The organism is Paenibacillus silvestris (assembly GCF_009882985.1).
In the GTDB taxonomy this organism is placed as follows: domain Bacteria; phylum Bacillota; class Bacilli; order Paenibacillales; family NBRC-103111; genus Paenibacillus_E; species Paenibacillus_E silvestris.
In genome coordinates this window covers 232,730-248,429 of the sequence record NZ_WTUZ01000010.1, presented here as the reverse complement: position 1 = coordinate 248,429, position 15,700 = coordinate 232,730, and the positions used below count along the sequence as shown (strand labels likewise).

Annotated in this window: 16 protein-coding genes and 1 riboswitch; of the genes, 15 read left to right on the top strand and 1 reads right to left on the bottom strand. The window is 44.2% G+C overall.

All coding sequences use genetic code 11. From position 1 onward, the window contains the following. The first annotated feature begins 2 nt into the window (after window positions 1-2). The 12 genes from GQF01_RS04535 to GQF01_RS04480 all read left to right on the top strand — a co-directional run bounded on the left by GQF01_RS04535 (window position 3) and on the right by GQF01_RS04480 (window position 12,401). Window positions 3-1,313 carry an ABC transporter substrate-binding protein gene (locus tag GQF01_RS04535; RefSeq protein WP_161405676.1) on the top strand — a complete coding sequence of 437 codons (1,311 nt, stop codon included), beginning with the start codon at window positions 3-5 and terminating at the stop codon, window positions 1,311-1,313. Between the two features lie 30 nt (window positions 1,314-1,343). Next, window positions 1,344-2,222 carry a carbohydrate ABC transporter permease gene (locus tag GQF01_RS04530; RefSeq protein WP_161405675.1) on the top strand — a complete coding sequence of 293 codons (879 nt, stop codon included), beginning with the start codon at window positions 1,344-1,346 and terminating at the stop codon, window positions 2,220-2,222. Beyond that, window positions 2,215-3,045 carry a carbohydrate ABC transporter permease gene (locus GQF01_RS04525; RefSeq protein ID WP_161405674.1) on the top strand — a complete coding sequence of 277 codons (831 nt, stop codon included), beginning with the start codon at window positions 2,215-2,217 and terminating at the stop codon, window positions 3,043-3,045. The genes GQF01_RS04530 and GQF01_RS04525 overlap by 8 nt, the downstream gene beginning before the upstream one ends. 56 nt (window positions 3,046-3,101) lie before the next feature. Beyond that, window positions 3,102-5,105, top strand: coding sequence for a right-handed parallel beta-helix repeat-containing protein (locus GQF01_RS04520; RefSeq protein WP_161405673.1), 2,004 nt, complete (start codon window positions 3,102-3,104; stop codon window positions 5,103-5,105). Window positions 5,106-5,142: 37 nt separating this feature from the next. Further along, window positions 5,143-5,243, top strand: a riboswitch (TPP riboswitch). A gap of 94 nt (window positions 5,244-5,337) precedes the next feature. Then, window positions 5,338-6,612, top strand: a complete 1,275-nt coding sequence (locus GQF01_RS04515) for an acetylornithine deacetylase (protein ID WP_161406429.1) — start codon at window positions 5,338-5,340, stop codon at window positions 6,610-6,612. 36 nt (window positions 6,613-6,648) lie between these two features. Further along, a complete protein-coding gene (tenA, locus tag GQF01_RS04510) occupies window positions 6,649-7,320 on the top strand; it encodes a thiaminase II (protein WP_161405672.1) in 672 nt (223 codons plus the stop codon). A gap of 141 nt (window positions 7,321-7,461) precedes the next feature. After that, window positions 7,462-7,800: a DoxX family protein gene (locus GQF01_RS04505; protein WP_161405671.1), complete on the top strand. Its 339-nt coding sequence runs from the start codon at window positions 7,462-7,464 to the stop codon at window positions 7,798-7,800. 81 nt (window positions 7,801-7,881) lie between these two features. Then, window positions 7,882-8,382, top strand: coding sequence for a MarR family winged helix-turn-helix transcriptional regulator (locus GQF01_RS04500; RefSeq protein ID WP_161405670.1), 501 nt, complete (start codon window positions 7,882-7,884; stop codon window positions 8,380-8,382). 126 nt (window positions 8,383-8,508) lie between these two features. Then, window positions 8,509-9,288, top strand: a complete 780-nt coding sequence (locus tag GQF01_RS04495; protein ID WP_161405669.1) for a pirin family protein — start codon at window positions 8,509-8,511, stop codon at window positions 9,286-9,288. A gap of 198 nt (window positions 9,289-9,486) precedes the next feature. Continuing rightward, complete coding sequence (locus tag GQF01_RS04490; protein ID WP_235958922.1) at window positions 9,487-10,968, top strand: spore germination protein; 1,482 nt, start codon at window positions 9,487-9,489, stop codon at window positions 10,966-10,968. 42 nt (window positions 10,969-11,010) lie between these two features. Beyond that, a complete protein-coding gene (locus GQF01_RS04485; RefSeq protein WP_161405667.1) occupies window positions 11,011-12,159 on the top strand; it encodes a Ger(x)C family spore germination protein in 1,149 nt (382 codons plus the stop codon). Between the two features lie 11 nt (window positions 12,160-12,170). After that, entirely contained in the window at window positions 12,171-12,401 is a 231-nt protein-coding gene (locus GQF01_RS04480; RefSeq protein ID WP_161405666.1) for a hypothetical protein, read from the top strand. A gap of 3 nt (window positions 12,402-12,404) precedes the next feature. Here the strand turns inward: GQF01_RS04480 and GQF01_RS04475 are convergent, their stop codons facing one another. Beyond that, complete coding sequence (locus GQF01_RS04475; RefSeq protein WP_161405665.1) at window positions 12,405-13,505, bottom strand: GerAB/ArcD/ProY family transporter; 1,101 nt, start codon at window positions 13,503-13,505, stop codon at window positions 12,405-12,407. Between the two features lie 228 nt (window positions 13,506-13,733). Between GQF01_RS04475 and GQF01_RS04470 the strand changes: the two genes are divergently transcribed. The 3 genes from GQF01_RS04470 to GQF01_RS04460 are packed head-to-tail and all read left to right on the top strand — an operon-like array spanning window position 13,734 to window position 15,700. Then, a complete protein-coding gene (locus tag GQF01_RS04470) occupies window positions 13,734-14,216 on the top strand; it encodes a DUF2975 domain-containing protein (protein ID WP_161405664.1) in 483 nt (160 codons plus the stop codon). Between the two features lie 10 nt (window positions 14,217-14,226). Further along, complete coding sequence (locus tag GQF01_RS04465) at window positions 14,227-14,466, top strand: helix-turn-helix domain-containing protein (RefSeq protein ID WP_161405663.1); 240 nt, start codon at window positions 14,227-14,229, stop codon at window positions 14,464-14,466. Next, window positions 14,456-15,700 (top strand): DUF4153 domain-containing protein, encoded by a 1,245-nt coding sequence (locus GQF01_RS04460; protein ID WP_161405662.1) that lies wholly within the window; start codon window positions 14,456-14,458, stop codon window positions 15,698-15,700. The genes GQF01_RS04465 and GQF01_RS04460 overlap by 11 nt, the downstream gene beginning before the upstream one ends.

The window sequence follows — 15,700 nt, the reverse complement described above, 5'->3', positions numbered from 1 at the left end:
TCATGAGCAAAAAGACAACCGTTATAGGAATTATGGTAGCATTATCTCTTCTCACAGCCTGTTCAACAGGCAAACCTGCGGCAACGGTAACTAGCGACACAGGAGGAACGACAACAGCAGCCCCCTTGAAAGATGTTACGTTGAAAATTGGTTTACCCGGCGGTTATGACATCACTAGTCAGAAGATCATTACGAATTTCCAGGCTAAGTATCCGAACATTAAGCTGGAAATCGAAGAAACGCCTTGGGCGGATTTTGTCACGAAAATCGTTACTCGCATTGCAGGGAATAATCCCCCTGATCTTTGGCTGCAAGAAAACGCGGTTGTGCTTGGTTACGGCAAACGAGGGGTTGCTGAGAATCTTGAGCCGTACATCAAACGCGATCTGAAGACCGATGACTACGTGAGTGCTCTTACATCCGCCAAGTTAGATAACAAAATTTATGGGATTCCGCATGGCATCAACCCAGGGGCGCTAGCTTTTAATAAGCAGATTTTTAAAGAGAATAACATTCCTTTTCCGACAGACGACTGGACTTATCATGATATGATCGAAACCGCCAAGAAGTTGACGAAAGATACGAACGGGGATGGCAAACCGGATATTTATGGCTTCCAGGCAGGAAGCAATATCACCTTAGGATGGCTTCCTTGGATGAGGGCATACGGTGGTTCCGCTCTTGACTCGACATTAACCAAATCCAATTTCACAGATGCCAAGTCGATTCAAGGACTGACGGCTTGGGCGGATACCATTAATAAGCTAAAGGTTAGCCCTACGAGAGAAGCCGCAACTACCGGCAAATTTTTCGAAAATGGGAAAGTAGCCATGACATTTTTCCAGTACGCAACCCAAGTCTCTCTCAATAAAAATAAACCAGACCTGGATTGGGACACCGTCAAAATGCCGATTGGTATGGATGGCAAACGCTTCGTTCCCATGGTCGTGAACCAATGGATCGTGTATTCCAAGGCGAAGCCCGAAGTGAAGGAAGCCGCATGGACATTCCTCAAGTACTATCTAAGTGATGAGGGTCAGACCTTGCTGTCAGAAAGCGGCACAAGCTTGCCTGTTAAGAAAACAGCGCTGGCTGAACTCGAGAAATCCACGAGTAAACCGGTCAATAAGAAGGCTTATACCAAAGGGATTGAAGAAGCGGGAGGTACCCTGGATGAGAACGCATCCTGGAACGAATGGCGCGCAGCAGCCGGTCCGATCTTGAACGATATTATGGATGGTAAGCGAACACCGGAAGAAGGCGCTAAAGAAATTCAGCAGAAAGTCCAAGGCGTACTCGACGAAAACAAATAAACCGGATTGGACTTGAAAAGAGGTGCTCCGATGCGCAAACAAGGCTGGTGGGGCTTCGCCTTCACTGTACCTTTTGTCCTGCAACTGCTGATATTCTTCTTGTTTCCCTTCGTATTTTCACTCTATTTAACCTTTACGAAGTGGGATTTATTCAACCCGCCGCAATGGATTGGACTGCGTAACTGGAACCAATTCCTGCACCTGAAAGTCTTCTGGCTTTCGATGCGCAACGTTGGCTATTTTGCTGTATTGTTCGTGCCGCTGCAGACGTTCACTGCGCTTATTCTGGCCTACCTGCTCAATCAGCAAATTCGTGGCAAATCCTTGTTCCGGATGATTTACTTTCTCCCTGTGATCACGCCATGGGTCGCAGGGGGGATGATCTGGCTGTGGATTTATAACAATGAATACGGCTTGTTGAACTGGATTCTACACATACTGGGACTCCAGCCAATCGATTGGATACGCAGCGGGAAATGGTGGTTAGTCATTGGCTCTATCGCACTCGTGAACATCTGGAAGGGTGCCGGGTATTCGATGGTCCTCATTTTGGCAGGCATGCAGAATATATCTGAAGAAATGCTGGAAGCAGCACGCATGGATGGAGCGACAGGTTGGACGTTGTTTACCAAAATAACGATGCCCATCGTGTCCCCTATGGTGTATATGGTCATGATCCTCTCCACGATCTCTGCTTTCCATGCTTTTGATGTGTTTCTAGTCATGCTTGGTGACGTCATTTCTGTAGCCGACCGTAATATGGTGCCAAACATCTTGATTTACCGTGATTCCTTCCTGAATTTCAAAATGGGCAGCGCATCGGCGATGGCTTGGGGATTGTTCCTCGTTATTCTGGCCATCACCATTGTACAGAAGGTAACGGAAAAGAGGTGGGTGCATTATGAATAATTCCTACACCAGTCTGAAAGTTACTGCTTATGTGATTTTGGGAATTGGGTCTGTTCTCATGCTTGTGCCTTTCCTATATATGCTTTCGACATCATTGACCGCAGCAGGCTCGGAGCTAACCTTCCCTCCCAAATTAATTCCGGAACCGTTCGTTTGGAAAAATTATGAGCAAGTATGGATTGAGGTAAACTTTCTGCAGTTCACCCTGAACAGCATCTTTGTCACAATCATGGATTTAATCGGAACCGTTGCTTCCTGTGCGATTGTAGCCTATGGATTAGCATTTTTCCAATTTCGTGGCAGGAACCTTATATTCTTAGCGATGCTGGGCACGATGATGCTGCCCTCCCAAATCACAATGATTCCAACGTATTTCATCTGGAAATCCGTTGGTGCGCTCGATACGTACTATCCGCTCATTTTGAGGAGCTTCCTCGGTGGAGCTTTTGGCATCTTCCTGCTGCACCAATTCTATAAAACCTTGCCTAAGGAACTCTACGATGCAGCTTGGGTAGATGGAGCGAATCCATGGAAAATCTTCTATAAGATCTATCTTCCCTTGGCAAAGCCTGCCTTATCGGCACTAGCTGTATTTACCTTCATCAGCGCTTGGAATAACACGTTAGAACCGCTTATTTACTTACAGGATAAACAGATGTTTACGCTGCCTCTCGGGCTCCTTTTTCTGAAAAACGAAGTTCAAAACAGGATGACGCTTGTCATGGCTGGTGCCGTCATCACCATTGTCCCCGTCCTTGTCGTCTTTTTATTTGCTCAAAAATACTTCGTCCAAGGCATCGCTTCAACTGGATTGAAAGGCTGACTTAACTGAGCTCCAACGAATAACCCGAATGCGGGAGAAGGAGAGTGACTACAGCTATGTCCAAACCATCATACCAATCGAATGAAATGGAAGAAGCAGCTATCTCAGCGGACACAGAGGCAACAACGGGAACAGAGGAGAAGGAAGGACAAAAGGAGCCATTACTAAGCCGAAGGAAATTATTAGCTACGCTAGGAATAGGGGGAGTTGCTGCTGTTTCTGGCGGTTTATGGGGAATAGCAGGTAAATCCACTGCTTTTGCCAGTGATCAAACCGTTACTAGTTCCGTATACGGCGTCGGCGTGGCGATCAGAAAACGTAGAGCTGAGTTACTTGAGATTCTGGACATGAATTTCTCCGTCGCCGTCAAGCTGGAGGAGCTGAGGGTAGAGCTTGAACCTGATCCGGCACTAGCTTATTACGTAACGAACGAGATGCAGGAGGGCTTCTTTCGTTATGACCCGAACGACAGTACATCCGTGGATAATACGGGAACCGTACTTGTGTCCACTAACGGCAAACGCTTCAAACGGATCTATGGAGATACGCTGATTGCTTCCTGGTTTGGTACGAAAGCAGATGGCGTAACGAACGATACGCTGGCTTTGCAGACGGCATTAAATGCAGCTTCTGGTCACAAATTGTTTATTCCCAAGCAGCGGGTTGGTTTTTACTTAACAGGTCAATTGTTCATTCCAAGCCAAATTGCAATTGAATTTGAGCCGGGAACTATCATACAAGCGGTAGATACGCTCAGCAGAGTAGGGCCAGTCTATGAACGATTAATTCGTATCAAAACCGTTAAAGACGTGTATATCAACGGCAATGGTTCCACGTTGCGTATGAACAAGGCCGCGTATACGACAGGCGAACAAGCCCATATCTTCGACATCAGCGGTTCAGAGAACGTTGTACTCGAGAATATTAACGCCAACGACAGCGGCGGAGATGGCTTCTACATCGGATATTTCGAATCGACAGTGGCCTTCTGCCGAAATATTGTGCTTCGTAACTGCCGTGCGGATAATAACCGAAGACAAGGACTCTCCGTTATCTCCGTGGATGGTCTCACGGTAGAGAACTGCCGTTTCTCCAACACGAAAGGAACAGCTCCGCAGAGCGGAGTCGATATTGAGCCCAATGGTCAGCTAGATCTGCTCAAAAATATTCGTTTCATCCAATGTGTGGCGGATGGGAATACAGGCCGAGGATTCCTCGTCACTTTGTTGAAACCTACAGCAGCGAGTGAGCCGATTGATATCGTTTTTGATAAATGTAAAACCAAAGGGAATTCATTTGGTTACTCCATGAACTACGGAGGAGATGCTGCCAAAGCTGTGCAAGGCGAAATCAAACTGATCGATTGCATCGCTGAAAGCGAGCAATATGGCGGATTCTCTGATTTATCCTTCTCAGCAGACAGCGCGAAACGTTCCTATATACGGTGCCGGGCAATTAACTGTAATACGGTTAACCAGCCTGAGGACCCCTATGGTTATGGCTCATCGTTCATTCTCACAACGGTGCCGTCACAAGTCAGAACCGTCATTGGAAATGCGGTCTATACGGAGTGCGAATCCGTTGATACACGTCAGGTACCGCTGATTAAACGTGGATTCTCTCTGAAGAAAAACAATGCGGAATTATTGCGGAACGTAGCGTATATCAACTGCAACGTCAAAGGCGGAGGCCAAAAACTCTATTCAATAGCACCCACAGCCGAAGATCTCTATGCGGCAAAACAACCGCTGCCTATTCAAGCTTATTCCTCTTCGGGATCCGTTACTTTCGATTACATAGGCTTTAAAATCACCAACGCTGGCTCATCCGGTGAGGTCAATCTGACGCTGCCAACAGCTAAAGCTTCTGTCACTTATACTTTTTTTGTAGAAGCGCCATATCGGTTTAATCTGCAAACACAGCCAGGGAAGTCGATTCTAACACCAAATGGAGGGAAGTCCTCCATTGGAACCGACGTGCAAGGCAATTCTATTGTACTGCTGGGTCGTTCAGACGGTCAGTGGGAGATTGTAAGCATGGTAGGGGATTGGCTGTTATAGCATCTTGTGGTAAGATTTGACTAGACAACTGAATCGTATTGAACACTAGGGGTGCTGTCATAGCTGAGAGAGACTTAGGTCTTAACCCTTACACCTGATCTAGGTAATGCTAGCGAAGGGAAGTGGTTGTATGTCGTTTGGATTCCTATATCATAACGCGGCCGCTTTCTATCAGAGAGCGGTTTTTTGTTTTTTGTACTGCTAGGAGGAAGGAGGAGATTAAGTGACAAGCTTGGCAAAGGAACTTGATGTTGTAATCCAGCAAGTTGAAGAACGTCAAGTGGAGTTGATCCAATTGGTGGAACGTTTGGTACGGTTCGAGACGCCAGCACCCCCAGCAAGAAATACAGCTGAAGCCCAAGGTTTTATCGCTGAATTCCTGCAGGAAAGAGGCTTTGAGATCGATCAGTGGGAGGTGTATCCCGGGGACCCGAATGTCGTTGGCATCCTGAAAGGACAAGCACCTGAGTTGTATAAAAGCCTTATTATCAATGGCCACATCGATGTGGCTGAGGTCAGTTCGGATGAGCCTTGGGAAGCTGGACCCTTCACGCCGCTTGTCCGCGATGGGGTAATCATAGGCCGGGGTGTGGCGGATATGAAGGGTGGGCTCGCCGGTGCGCTCTTTGCCGTTCAACTGCTGGGAGAAGCGGGCATCCGACTGCCAGGGGACCTCATCTTCCAATCGGTGATTGGGGAAGAGGTGGGGGAGGCGGGGACGCTCGAATGCTGCAAACGCGGGTACCGGGCGGACTTCGCGGTCGTCGTGGACACGAGTGATTTGCATCTCCAAGGACAAGGAGGTGTCATTACCGGATGGATCACGGTGAAGAGCCAACAAACCTGGCACGATGCCACCCGCAAAAGTATGATCCATGCAGGCGGCAAGCTGTTTGGGGCAAGCGCCATAGAGAAAATGATGAAAGTTGTACAAGGGCTGCAAGAGCTGGAACGGCACTGGGCCGTTATGAAGAGTTATCCCGGCTGTTCGCCAGGTACTACTACGATTAATCCTGCTGTAATCGAAGGTGGCAGACATGCGGCTTTTATAGCCGATGAGTGCCGGTTGTGGATTACCGTCCATTTCTACCCGAATGAGACTTATGACGAAGTCATCCAAGAAATTGAAGCGCATATTGACCGAATTGCGCAAAGCGATCTTTGGCTGAGAGAGAATCCTCCTACATTCAACTGGGGCGGTTCTTCGATGATCGAAGACCGCGGAGAGATCTTCCCCTCACTTGAGGTGGACCCCGATCATCCTGGTGTGAAAGCTTTGAAAGCTTTCCATGAGCTTGTTTTGGACAAACCGGCGATGATCGATGTCTCGGCGACGGTTACGGACGGCGGTTGGTTCGGTGACGCGGGGATTCCGGCTGTCATCTACGGGCCTGGTCGTTTGGAACACGCGCATGCGGTCAATGAGCAGGTTTCCATCGCACAGCTGATTGATTTTACCAAAGTGATGCTGAAGTTCATCTATGCATGGTGCCGCACGGAACGATAGGTATTTAACTATATACATAAAAAAGGGGAACCGATCATGACTTTTTCTAAGCGCTTATATGAAAGATTGCAACCGGTATGGCGGAGTAATCACACCCACCCGTTTGTTCAGGAAATGGGCAAAGGCACGCTGGATTTGGAGAAGTTTCGCTTCTATATGATTCAAGATTATGTGTATTTAAAAGATTACGCCAAACTGTTTGCACTAGGAGCGGTAAAATCCGACGATTTGGCGGTAATGGGCATGTTTGCAAGCCTGCTGAACGCGACATTGAATGAAGAAATGTCCCTTCACAGAGCTTATGCGGCTCGGTTCGGCATCACGGAGGAGGAGTTAGAGCAGGCGAAACCATCCCCTATTACACTAGCTTACACACATTATATGCTGCATACAGCGCAAAACGGATCGTTAGCAGAACTAACTGCAGCGCTCCTTCCATGCATGTGGAGTTACTCCGAAATTGGCAAAGAGTTAAGCCGATTACCTGGGGCCAGCGAACACTCCGATTATGGAGATTGGATTAAGATGTACAGCTCGGAAGAGTTCGGGGGCTTAGCGCAGTGGTGTATCGGGCTGCTGGATCAGCTAACGGAAGGAAAGCCGGAATCTGAGTTAATGAAGCTGGAAGAAATATTCCTTAATACGACGCGATATGAATATTTGTTCTGGGAGATGGCTTACCGTATGGAAATGTGGCCTGCAGAATAGTTTGGAGTTAGTTAGGAGATTGCCACGCGGCAACTCCTTTTTTTGTTCACCCAATTGTTTTTTTAATTTTTATCTTGACTAACATATATTCTAATATTAGAATAACTAATGTTATATAAAATATATATAGGGGTGGATCACATGCATATTTTGTCCATTGTTCTTCAAATTGTTTTAGGAATCGGGTTTCTGCTGTTTGGTTTCATGAAGTTTGGCAAACAGATGGCAGATGAGTTCAAGAGATATCGGCTATCGTCGGGAATGAGGATTTTTACTGGTTTAGTAGAAATTCTGTCGGCCGCTATCATTATTATTGGCATTTGGGTTAGTCCGTATGCTTTAATTGGTGCTATTCTTATGGCAATCACTATGTTTGTTGCAGCTCTAGTCCACTTGGTTCGCGTGAAAGATCCAGTTGCCAAAGCAATGATGCCTATCATTTTGTTCATACTAGCTGTTATTGTCATCATTTTGAACTAAGACCTTCGATTTTTCTAATTGAAATTCCTACAGAAGTCGAATATCCTTGTGTATAAGAAAGCAAGATAAGGTGGTTGAAGGATGACTGAACGTGATCATGAGGGCAAAGAGCTAGATTTAAGGCTAATCCGCGTTATAAGAAACATGGTAAAAGAATTGTACGGCAGTATGGAGCGCAGCATTGATAGCTATGACCTGAGTATCGAAACTTTCCAAATTCTTGAGTTTCTATACAATAAAGGTCCGCACCCTATACAGAAAATCAGTGACACCTTCTCCATTCCAAGTGGGAGTATCACGTATGTGGTAGATAAGCTTGAGAAGAAGGGTTACGTAGAACGTCTTCCAATCCCGGGTGATCGCCGCAAAGTCAATGTGGCTTTGACCGGAGAAGGAAGGAGCTACTTTGACACGATTTTCCCGCATCATGTACAAGCGATCTCTGACAATTTGTCCTTTGTGACGGATGAAGAGAAGCTCGAGCTCATTACGCTGCTTAAGAAAATCGGGTATGGGATCAAGAATCGTCAAAGTGATGCAAAGGAAAATGAGACTGAGAATGACTCAGATCCATTAGCATGATGTAAAAAGGTGACTCTCTCTCCAGAAGGAATGGGGGTCACCTTTTCATTTGGCAAAAATATATCCTAGTATTATTATATATAATAATATAATATATATGAATACGATAGATAGGGAGTGATGAGAATGAACATTCAAGTTCTTGGACCAGAATTTCAAGGAAAAGAAGCATTCGACGGAGGGAAAATTTTCGCCCAGAAACCATTAGGATTTTCTGGTCAAGGAGCTACCACCGTTCGGCTTGGCCCTCTTTTTTATTGGTCATGGGGGCACGCGCTGAAAGAAGGCGGAATCGGCTTTCACCCTCACAAAGGCTTTGAGATTCTTTCTTACGGTATCAGCGGTAAAGGTACTCACCGCGACACACTCGGCACGGAGAGTACGCTTGAATCTGGTGATGTTCAATTAATGCAAACAGGTTCGGGCATGCAGCACGCTGAGAACGTCACCTCGGGGTTTGAAGGCTTTCAAATCTGGCTGGAACCCTATCTCAATGACGCACTGAATCGCAAACCGATATATACCTTCTTCCATAGCGGAGAGTTCCCCCGTATTTCGCAGGAGGGTATAAGCGTGAAGACGATAGTAGGGGAAGGTTCTCCGATTCAGAAACTCGTAACAGATGTAAAGATGTACGATATTGAAGTTGAAGTTGGGGCAACTTACGTTCACCGGCTAATGCCAAACCGCACATTCGCAGCATTAGCATTTCGCGGTGAGAAAGGTTCCTTATGGACGACAGACGATAATCGTGTTTCGTTTACAAATAAAGACTTTTCCATCGTTCAAGCTGAAGGAGAAGATGAAGTAGAAGTGAATGTTCGCGCTGAGGGTGAGAAGCTCCGAATGTTTATTATTGAAATTCCGACGAATGTCGAATATCCTTTGTATAATAAAGCAAGATAAGAATAAGGGACGGAGTAACAGCGATGTTGCTCTGTCCTTTTTTTTGTTTACTGCCGTTTACTGCTAACCGCTCTGTATGGACATTTCGTATAGGTTTGGCTCGATTCGGAATAATAGCATTGATTGTGCTAACTAGGAGGATCTTGCATGGGCTGGTTAAAAATAGGGAAATTCAATACACACAAATATCCTCCTAGTATGCAAAATCGTTTGCTGGAGGAAGACAATCATACCCAATTCACAGCAGATATCGAGCAAAACGAAAAGTTGCTGCAAGAAACATTTCAGGATTGTGCTGACCTGGCATACAGAAGGATCGATGTTAACCAGAACATGCATTGGCTCATTGTTTACATAGATAACTTAATCGACAAGAAAACACTTGAAGAGAATGTTATTAAACCACTGTTAACGAGCGTAACCAGTGATACCTATCCGAAGGAATTTGGGGATCTGAAAAGTGAGATGATCTCTATTGGTACCACGAGTAGCACGACAAAGGTATCTGAAGTCATTTCTAACATCCTCGAAGGTCATGCTGCTATTCTTACGATGGACAGTAGTATTGTGACAACAGTATCAATTCTAGGTACATCCAAGAGAAGCATTGACGAAGCGTCATCCGAGCCCGTTATTCGCGGTCCAAGGGATGGGTTCATTGAAGATATTTCTACTAATGTTAGCTTGATACGATCCAGACTCAAAACTTCAAAGCTCAAAATTGAATATATTACCCTAGGCGAGCTTTCCAAGACTCGAATCGCCATTACCTATCTAAAAGGGATCGCACTCGAAACCGTTGTTGACGAAGTCAAAGCAAGATTGAAGCCAATAAAACTGGATGGTGTCCTAGACTCAGGGTATATCGAAGAGTTTATTGAGGATCAACCGTATTCGCCATTTCCCCAAGTCCACAGCACAGAACGCCCAGATGTCGTGGTTGCGGAATTACTTGAAGGCAAAGTAGCCATTCTTGTTGACACAACCCCTTTTGTAATCGTGGTACCAATGACATTCTGGACAGGACTCCAGGCGAGTGAAGATTATTATATTCGGTGGCCAATCGCTACGTTTGTTCGTTGGATACGATTCCTCTTTATCATTTTTGCCATATTTGCGCCCGCCATGTACGTAGCTATTACGACTTACCACCAGGAGATGATCCCCACGAATCTCGTGTTGAGCATTGCCTCTTCACGGGATGCCGTTCCTTTTCCAGCGATGATTGAAGCTCTATTAATTGAAATTATCTTCGAAGCTCTAAGAGAAGCTGGCATTCGTCTGCCTAAACAGATTGGCCAAGCTATCTCTATTGTTGGTGGTTTAGTCATTGGTCAAGCCGCAGTTCAAGCAGGATTCATCTCTGCTCCTGTCGTCATTATCGTGTCCATTACGGGGATCTCCGCATTTACGATACCGCGGTACAGCTTTGCCAATGGGATCCGTTTGCTTCGTTTTCCGATGTTATTCTTAGCTGGAACGCTAGGCCTTTATGGCATTGTTCTAGGACTTCTAGCCATTATGCTGCATGTAACCAACCTTCGTTCCTTCGGGAGTCTTTATTTTTCGCCTGTTGCTCCGTTTAAGCTTGCGGCTTTGAAGGATGTCCTAATCCGGATACCGATTTGGGCCAAATTCCGCCCTTCACTTAGGCCTAATCAAGAGGGGGAGCAGAATTAACAATTCTGAGGTTAAGGAGATACACCGATTGGGGGGCATGAGATGAGAATACCAAAATACATGATTCTTCTAATCCTCATCTTCATTAGCGGGTGTTGGGATCGTATGGAAATGAATGATATTGCCTTTGTTACGGCTACTGGCCTAGACCTGGCGGAGAACGGGAACATCATCTGTTATCTGCAAATCGCAGCGCCTACCTCTTCCAAAGGTGGAATGAGTGGAGGAGAGAGCAGTAATAATCAAAATTCTTATGTTATTTTCGCAGAAGGAAAAACAGGGAACGAAGTCCATCAAAAGCTGCAGAAGAAAAGCTCGCATAGTTTGTTTTACTCTCACCGCAGCGTAGTGTTTATTAGTGAACGCTTGGCGAGACATGGAACTGAGGATTTATTGGACATCTTTACGCATGACCCAAGAAATCGTTTGAAGGCCTATATCATGGTTGTAAAAGACGGCGATGGGAAGAACGAGAGGAAGATGGAGTCCCTTTTAAAACAAATTCCAAGTGAAGTGTCCAAAGAATTACAACTTTCGGGAGATGATGTAGCGGTAACCTTACGAGACTTTTTTATTTCATCCGATAGTGAAGGGGTTCATCCTGTTGTAGGCCTAATTGAACCTGAGCTCGGCGCCATTCAGAGCCATAAGCAAATATATAGAGTTGCAGGAACTGCTTTCTTTAAAGATTATAAACTATCTGGTTTTTTGGATGGAGATGAAACCTTAGCGTTTATGTGGGTGACAGATAAGCTGAAGTTCGGCAGAATCACGACCAATTTACCGCATGTTTCCGGGGATGTTGGGATGATGTTAATCCACACCAAAGGTAAAATCATTACGCAAACGGAACAGGACTCGGTACATTTTAAAATCAAATTGGAAGGTCAAGGAAGTTTGGTCGAGAATACGACTGCCTTGGATATCAATGATCCGAACAATCTGAAACTTATTAAGAAGACGCTAGAAGATACGGCCAAGAAACAAGTTCAAGATTTTCTAGCCAAAATCCAAAAGAAATACAAAGTGGATAGCGTGGGTTTCGGACAAGAAATTTATAAGAATAGTCCTGACAAATGGGCACTTTTGAAGAATGAATGGGACACGCAATTTGCTGAGGCAGATATATCGGTTGAAGTTCATTTAAAGCTAAATGGAGCGGGAATGGTACATTCTTCCTTCTATGAATAGGAGATTTATGAATGATCTTACAAATAGCGATTCTTATTATTGTGATGCTCGGCTGGACTTTCTATAAAGTTCAGACATTTCTAAAGAAAAACCAGCCGAAAGTGGCTGGTATATATAGTTGCTTAATGGGGATATGCACAATCCTAGGCACTTTCATGCTTGCTCATATTGATATTTCAAGCACGACAGTTCCTTTGAATATGATCTTTCAGCCGATTGGCAAATTTTTTCTGAAAAATTGAATGCTAACGCATGAACTTCTTCAAGCGCCTCTTCGTTGTATCAATCATGAGCAAGGCTAGGGGCAATAATAAATGTGAAAATAAGGCATAACTAGGATATGTAAAATTAAGATAGTTTGACAAGTCAGTCGAATAATTGACAAAGACTGAAATCGAACCGAACACTGACATAATCGTTATAGGGATGATAAAGTCCTTATAATTTTTAATGTTAAAAAGATGACCTAAGCTTAGACAGATGACAAAAAACGTCACTGATATTTTAATAAAACACCCCATCACCCATATCGCTACCGCCAAAGCCTCTAAGCGCTCAAAGCTTCCTTTCAAACCAATATACTGAATGACACTTAGGACTGGAAATGTCAATTTTTTCGTCAACGGCCCAAAGACCATAATTAGCGGCAAAATGGTAATGGCGAGAAGGCCAGAGATGGTAAACAACGAAACGAATGAAGCTTTGGTTGCTTTCTTCGGTTGATTCAAAAACGGAATAAGCCATCCCAATATGAAAAATTGACTTAAGTAAGCAGTCGGGAAAAAGGACCCTTGAAGGACGGGAACGATTCCTTTGCTCAGTATGGGACGGAGCCGCTCAGGATCTGACTCAGTGAGCATGAGGACCAAGAGAGGAATCAATAAAACAAGAATGAGCAAGGAGAGAGACTCATTACATCTTGCGATAGCTTCGATCCCCATATAAACGGCTATCCCGCATAAGACTGCCAACGTTAGACTGATAACGATGGATGGAGTTCTCATGAGCAGAACCGTATTAATAAACTGTATATGTTGATTCAGAATGATGAAATCAAAATTAAGCCAGTAATATATATAATAAAGCCCTAAGCATTTGCCAGGCCATTTACCAATGATATGGCAGCTGTATTGAATAATCGTTTGGCCTGGGTAGCGTGTCGATAAAGTAGTCATGACCCAAATACTTAATGCTCCGACCATAATCGCAGGAAAAATCGTTATCCAGGCATCTTGCTTCGAAAGTGATGCCATCAAACCTGGTATGACAAGAATAACTGTCGGCGCTATAAAAGAAAAAATCATTAAGCTTAATTGAGTTCCTGTTATTTTTTCAGTCGACTCCATGGGTGATCTCCTTGCAAATCAGATCTTTCCAGTATTCCCCTGTAACCTGTAATAAATAAGTAAAGGACAAGAGCATTTCCTTGCATGGAGGAGTGCTCTTTTTCTATTAACTCATCGATGAATCTAATTTAAGAATAAAAATATAGCTATATTCAGTAATTATTTATTGAAAAACGATAAATTATATGGTAAATTAAGAAACGAAAATAACGAAGTGAGGTGCAAGTTATGAAACGGGGATCAACGCTTTTTTTAAAGATTGTCTTAATTCTGATTGGAATTCCAGTGCTGGCATTGTGCATATTTTTGGTGCCAAAGATAGCGAGTTATGCCGTAGAATTATATCCTGATCATGCTTATTTGAAATATTTAGTTTCAATCGATTTGTATGCAACGGCAGTCCCATTTTACTTTGCTCTGTATCAAGCGTTTAAACTATTAGGCTACATCGACAAGAGCAAGGCTTTCTCTGAATTTTCTGTTCAAGCTCTTAAGATCATCAAATACTGTGCAATGGTATTCAGTGGCTTGTACGCGATTGGTTTGCCGCTTTTCTATCTCGTAGCAGAGAAAGACGACGCACCAGGCATCATTGTGATCGGATTGGTCATGATTTTTGCTTCCATGGTCATTGCGGTTTTTGCAGCTGTTCTCCAGAAGCTTTTGAAAGAAGCTATCGATATAAAATCTGAAAATGATTTGACGGTCTGAGGTGAACCCTATGGCGATTATTATTCATATAGACGTGATGTTGGCAAAAAGAAAAATGAGCGTAACCGAACTTACGGAGCGGGTGGGCATCACAATGGCTAATCTCTCCATACTGAAGAATGGAAAGGCCAAAGCGATTCGGTTCTCAACCTTAGAGGCGATTTGTAAAGCTTTAGACTGTCAGCCTGGCGACATTTTAGAATATCAAGATACGGGCGACATGGCAGAGGAGGACTCACATGGAGATTAGCAATTTTGTAATCAAAAATTTGGCAAACCCTCATGAGTTGGAGAGAATGTATAGAAAAGATCCTGAAGCTTTCAGAAATTCCTTCTCGCAGGCTTGGGAACTAAACCCCGATTCACAGGTTCTTGCCATTTGGTTTGAGAGGCTGAATTTCAAGGAATCTACGAATACAGTGAAAGCATCGTTGTTTCAAAAGGATTTCTTATCCATGGGCATTTTGGCCATTCTGGCTGGGCTAGTCACCAGAATTATTTTTCAGTTTGCCGAACAGCAATCTATCGCTCATTTGAACATAGTTTTTGGTATTCTTCCTTTTGTGGCCGCTTATTTTGTAACCAATAAGTTCCCTAGAAAAAGTATTCTTTTCATTCTTGCTGCGTTATTCATCATCTCGGGAGTTTATCTTAATTTGCTGCCACTTGAGCAAAAGGACAGTATTATCTTGGCTTATATACACCTTCCCATTTTCTTATGGATATTAGTAGGGCTAGCTTTTACTGGAAATGAATTTGGCAAAGGAAGTTCAAGATTAGCCTTTCTCAAGTTTAATGGGGAATTCGGCATACTCTACGCCATTATGGCAATCAGCGGAGGAGTGCTAACCGCGTTAACGATGCAGTTATTTCGATTTGTGGGTTTGGATATAGCGGAGTTCTATTTTAGAAACGTCGTGCTGTTTGGTGCAGCAGCGCTCGCCATCGTGGCTGCATACCTGGTGTCAAGAAATCTCAAGCTTGCTAAAAACATTGCGCCTTATATTGCCAAAATTTTCAGTCCTCTTGTATTGGTCACGTTGTTAGCCTATCTTGGAACGGTGATTTGGGTTGGGAAAAATCCATTCATGGATCGTGATTTTCTCTTATCCTTTAATGGTGTACTCCTCATTGTTTTGACTGTCACCATATTCTCGATTACGGAGAGTGGCAAAGAAGAGAGAAAGAGCATTTCTGATTATATCAATTTTGCGCTAATTATCCTTGCGCTTATCATTGACAGTGTGGCTTTATCTGCCATCGTGTTCAGGCTTTCTTCGTACGGGATTACGCCCAACAGGATTGCTGTTCTTGGAGTAAACATCCTTGTCTGGGCTAATCTGATATGGATTATGATTTCGTATCTGCGTTTTCTGCAAAATAAAACAGGACTTTCCGCGATACAGGACGCCGTAACCAAGTATTTGCCGATCTACGGACTGTGGGCAGCTTTCGTTGCCTTTACGTTTCCTCTGTTTTTCTAG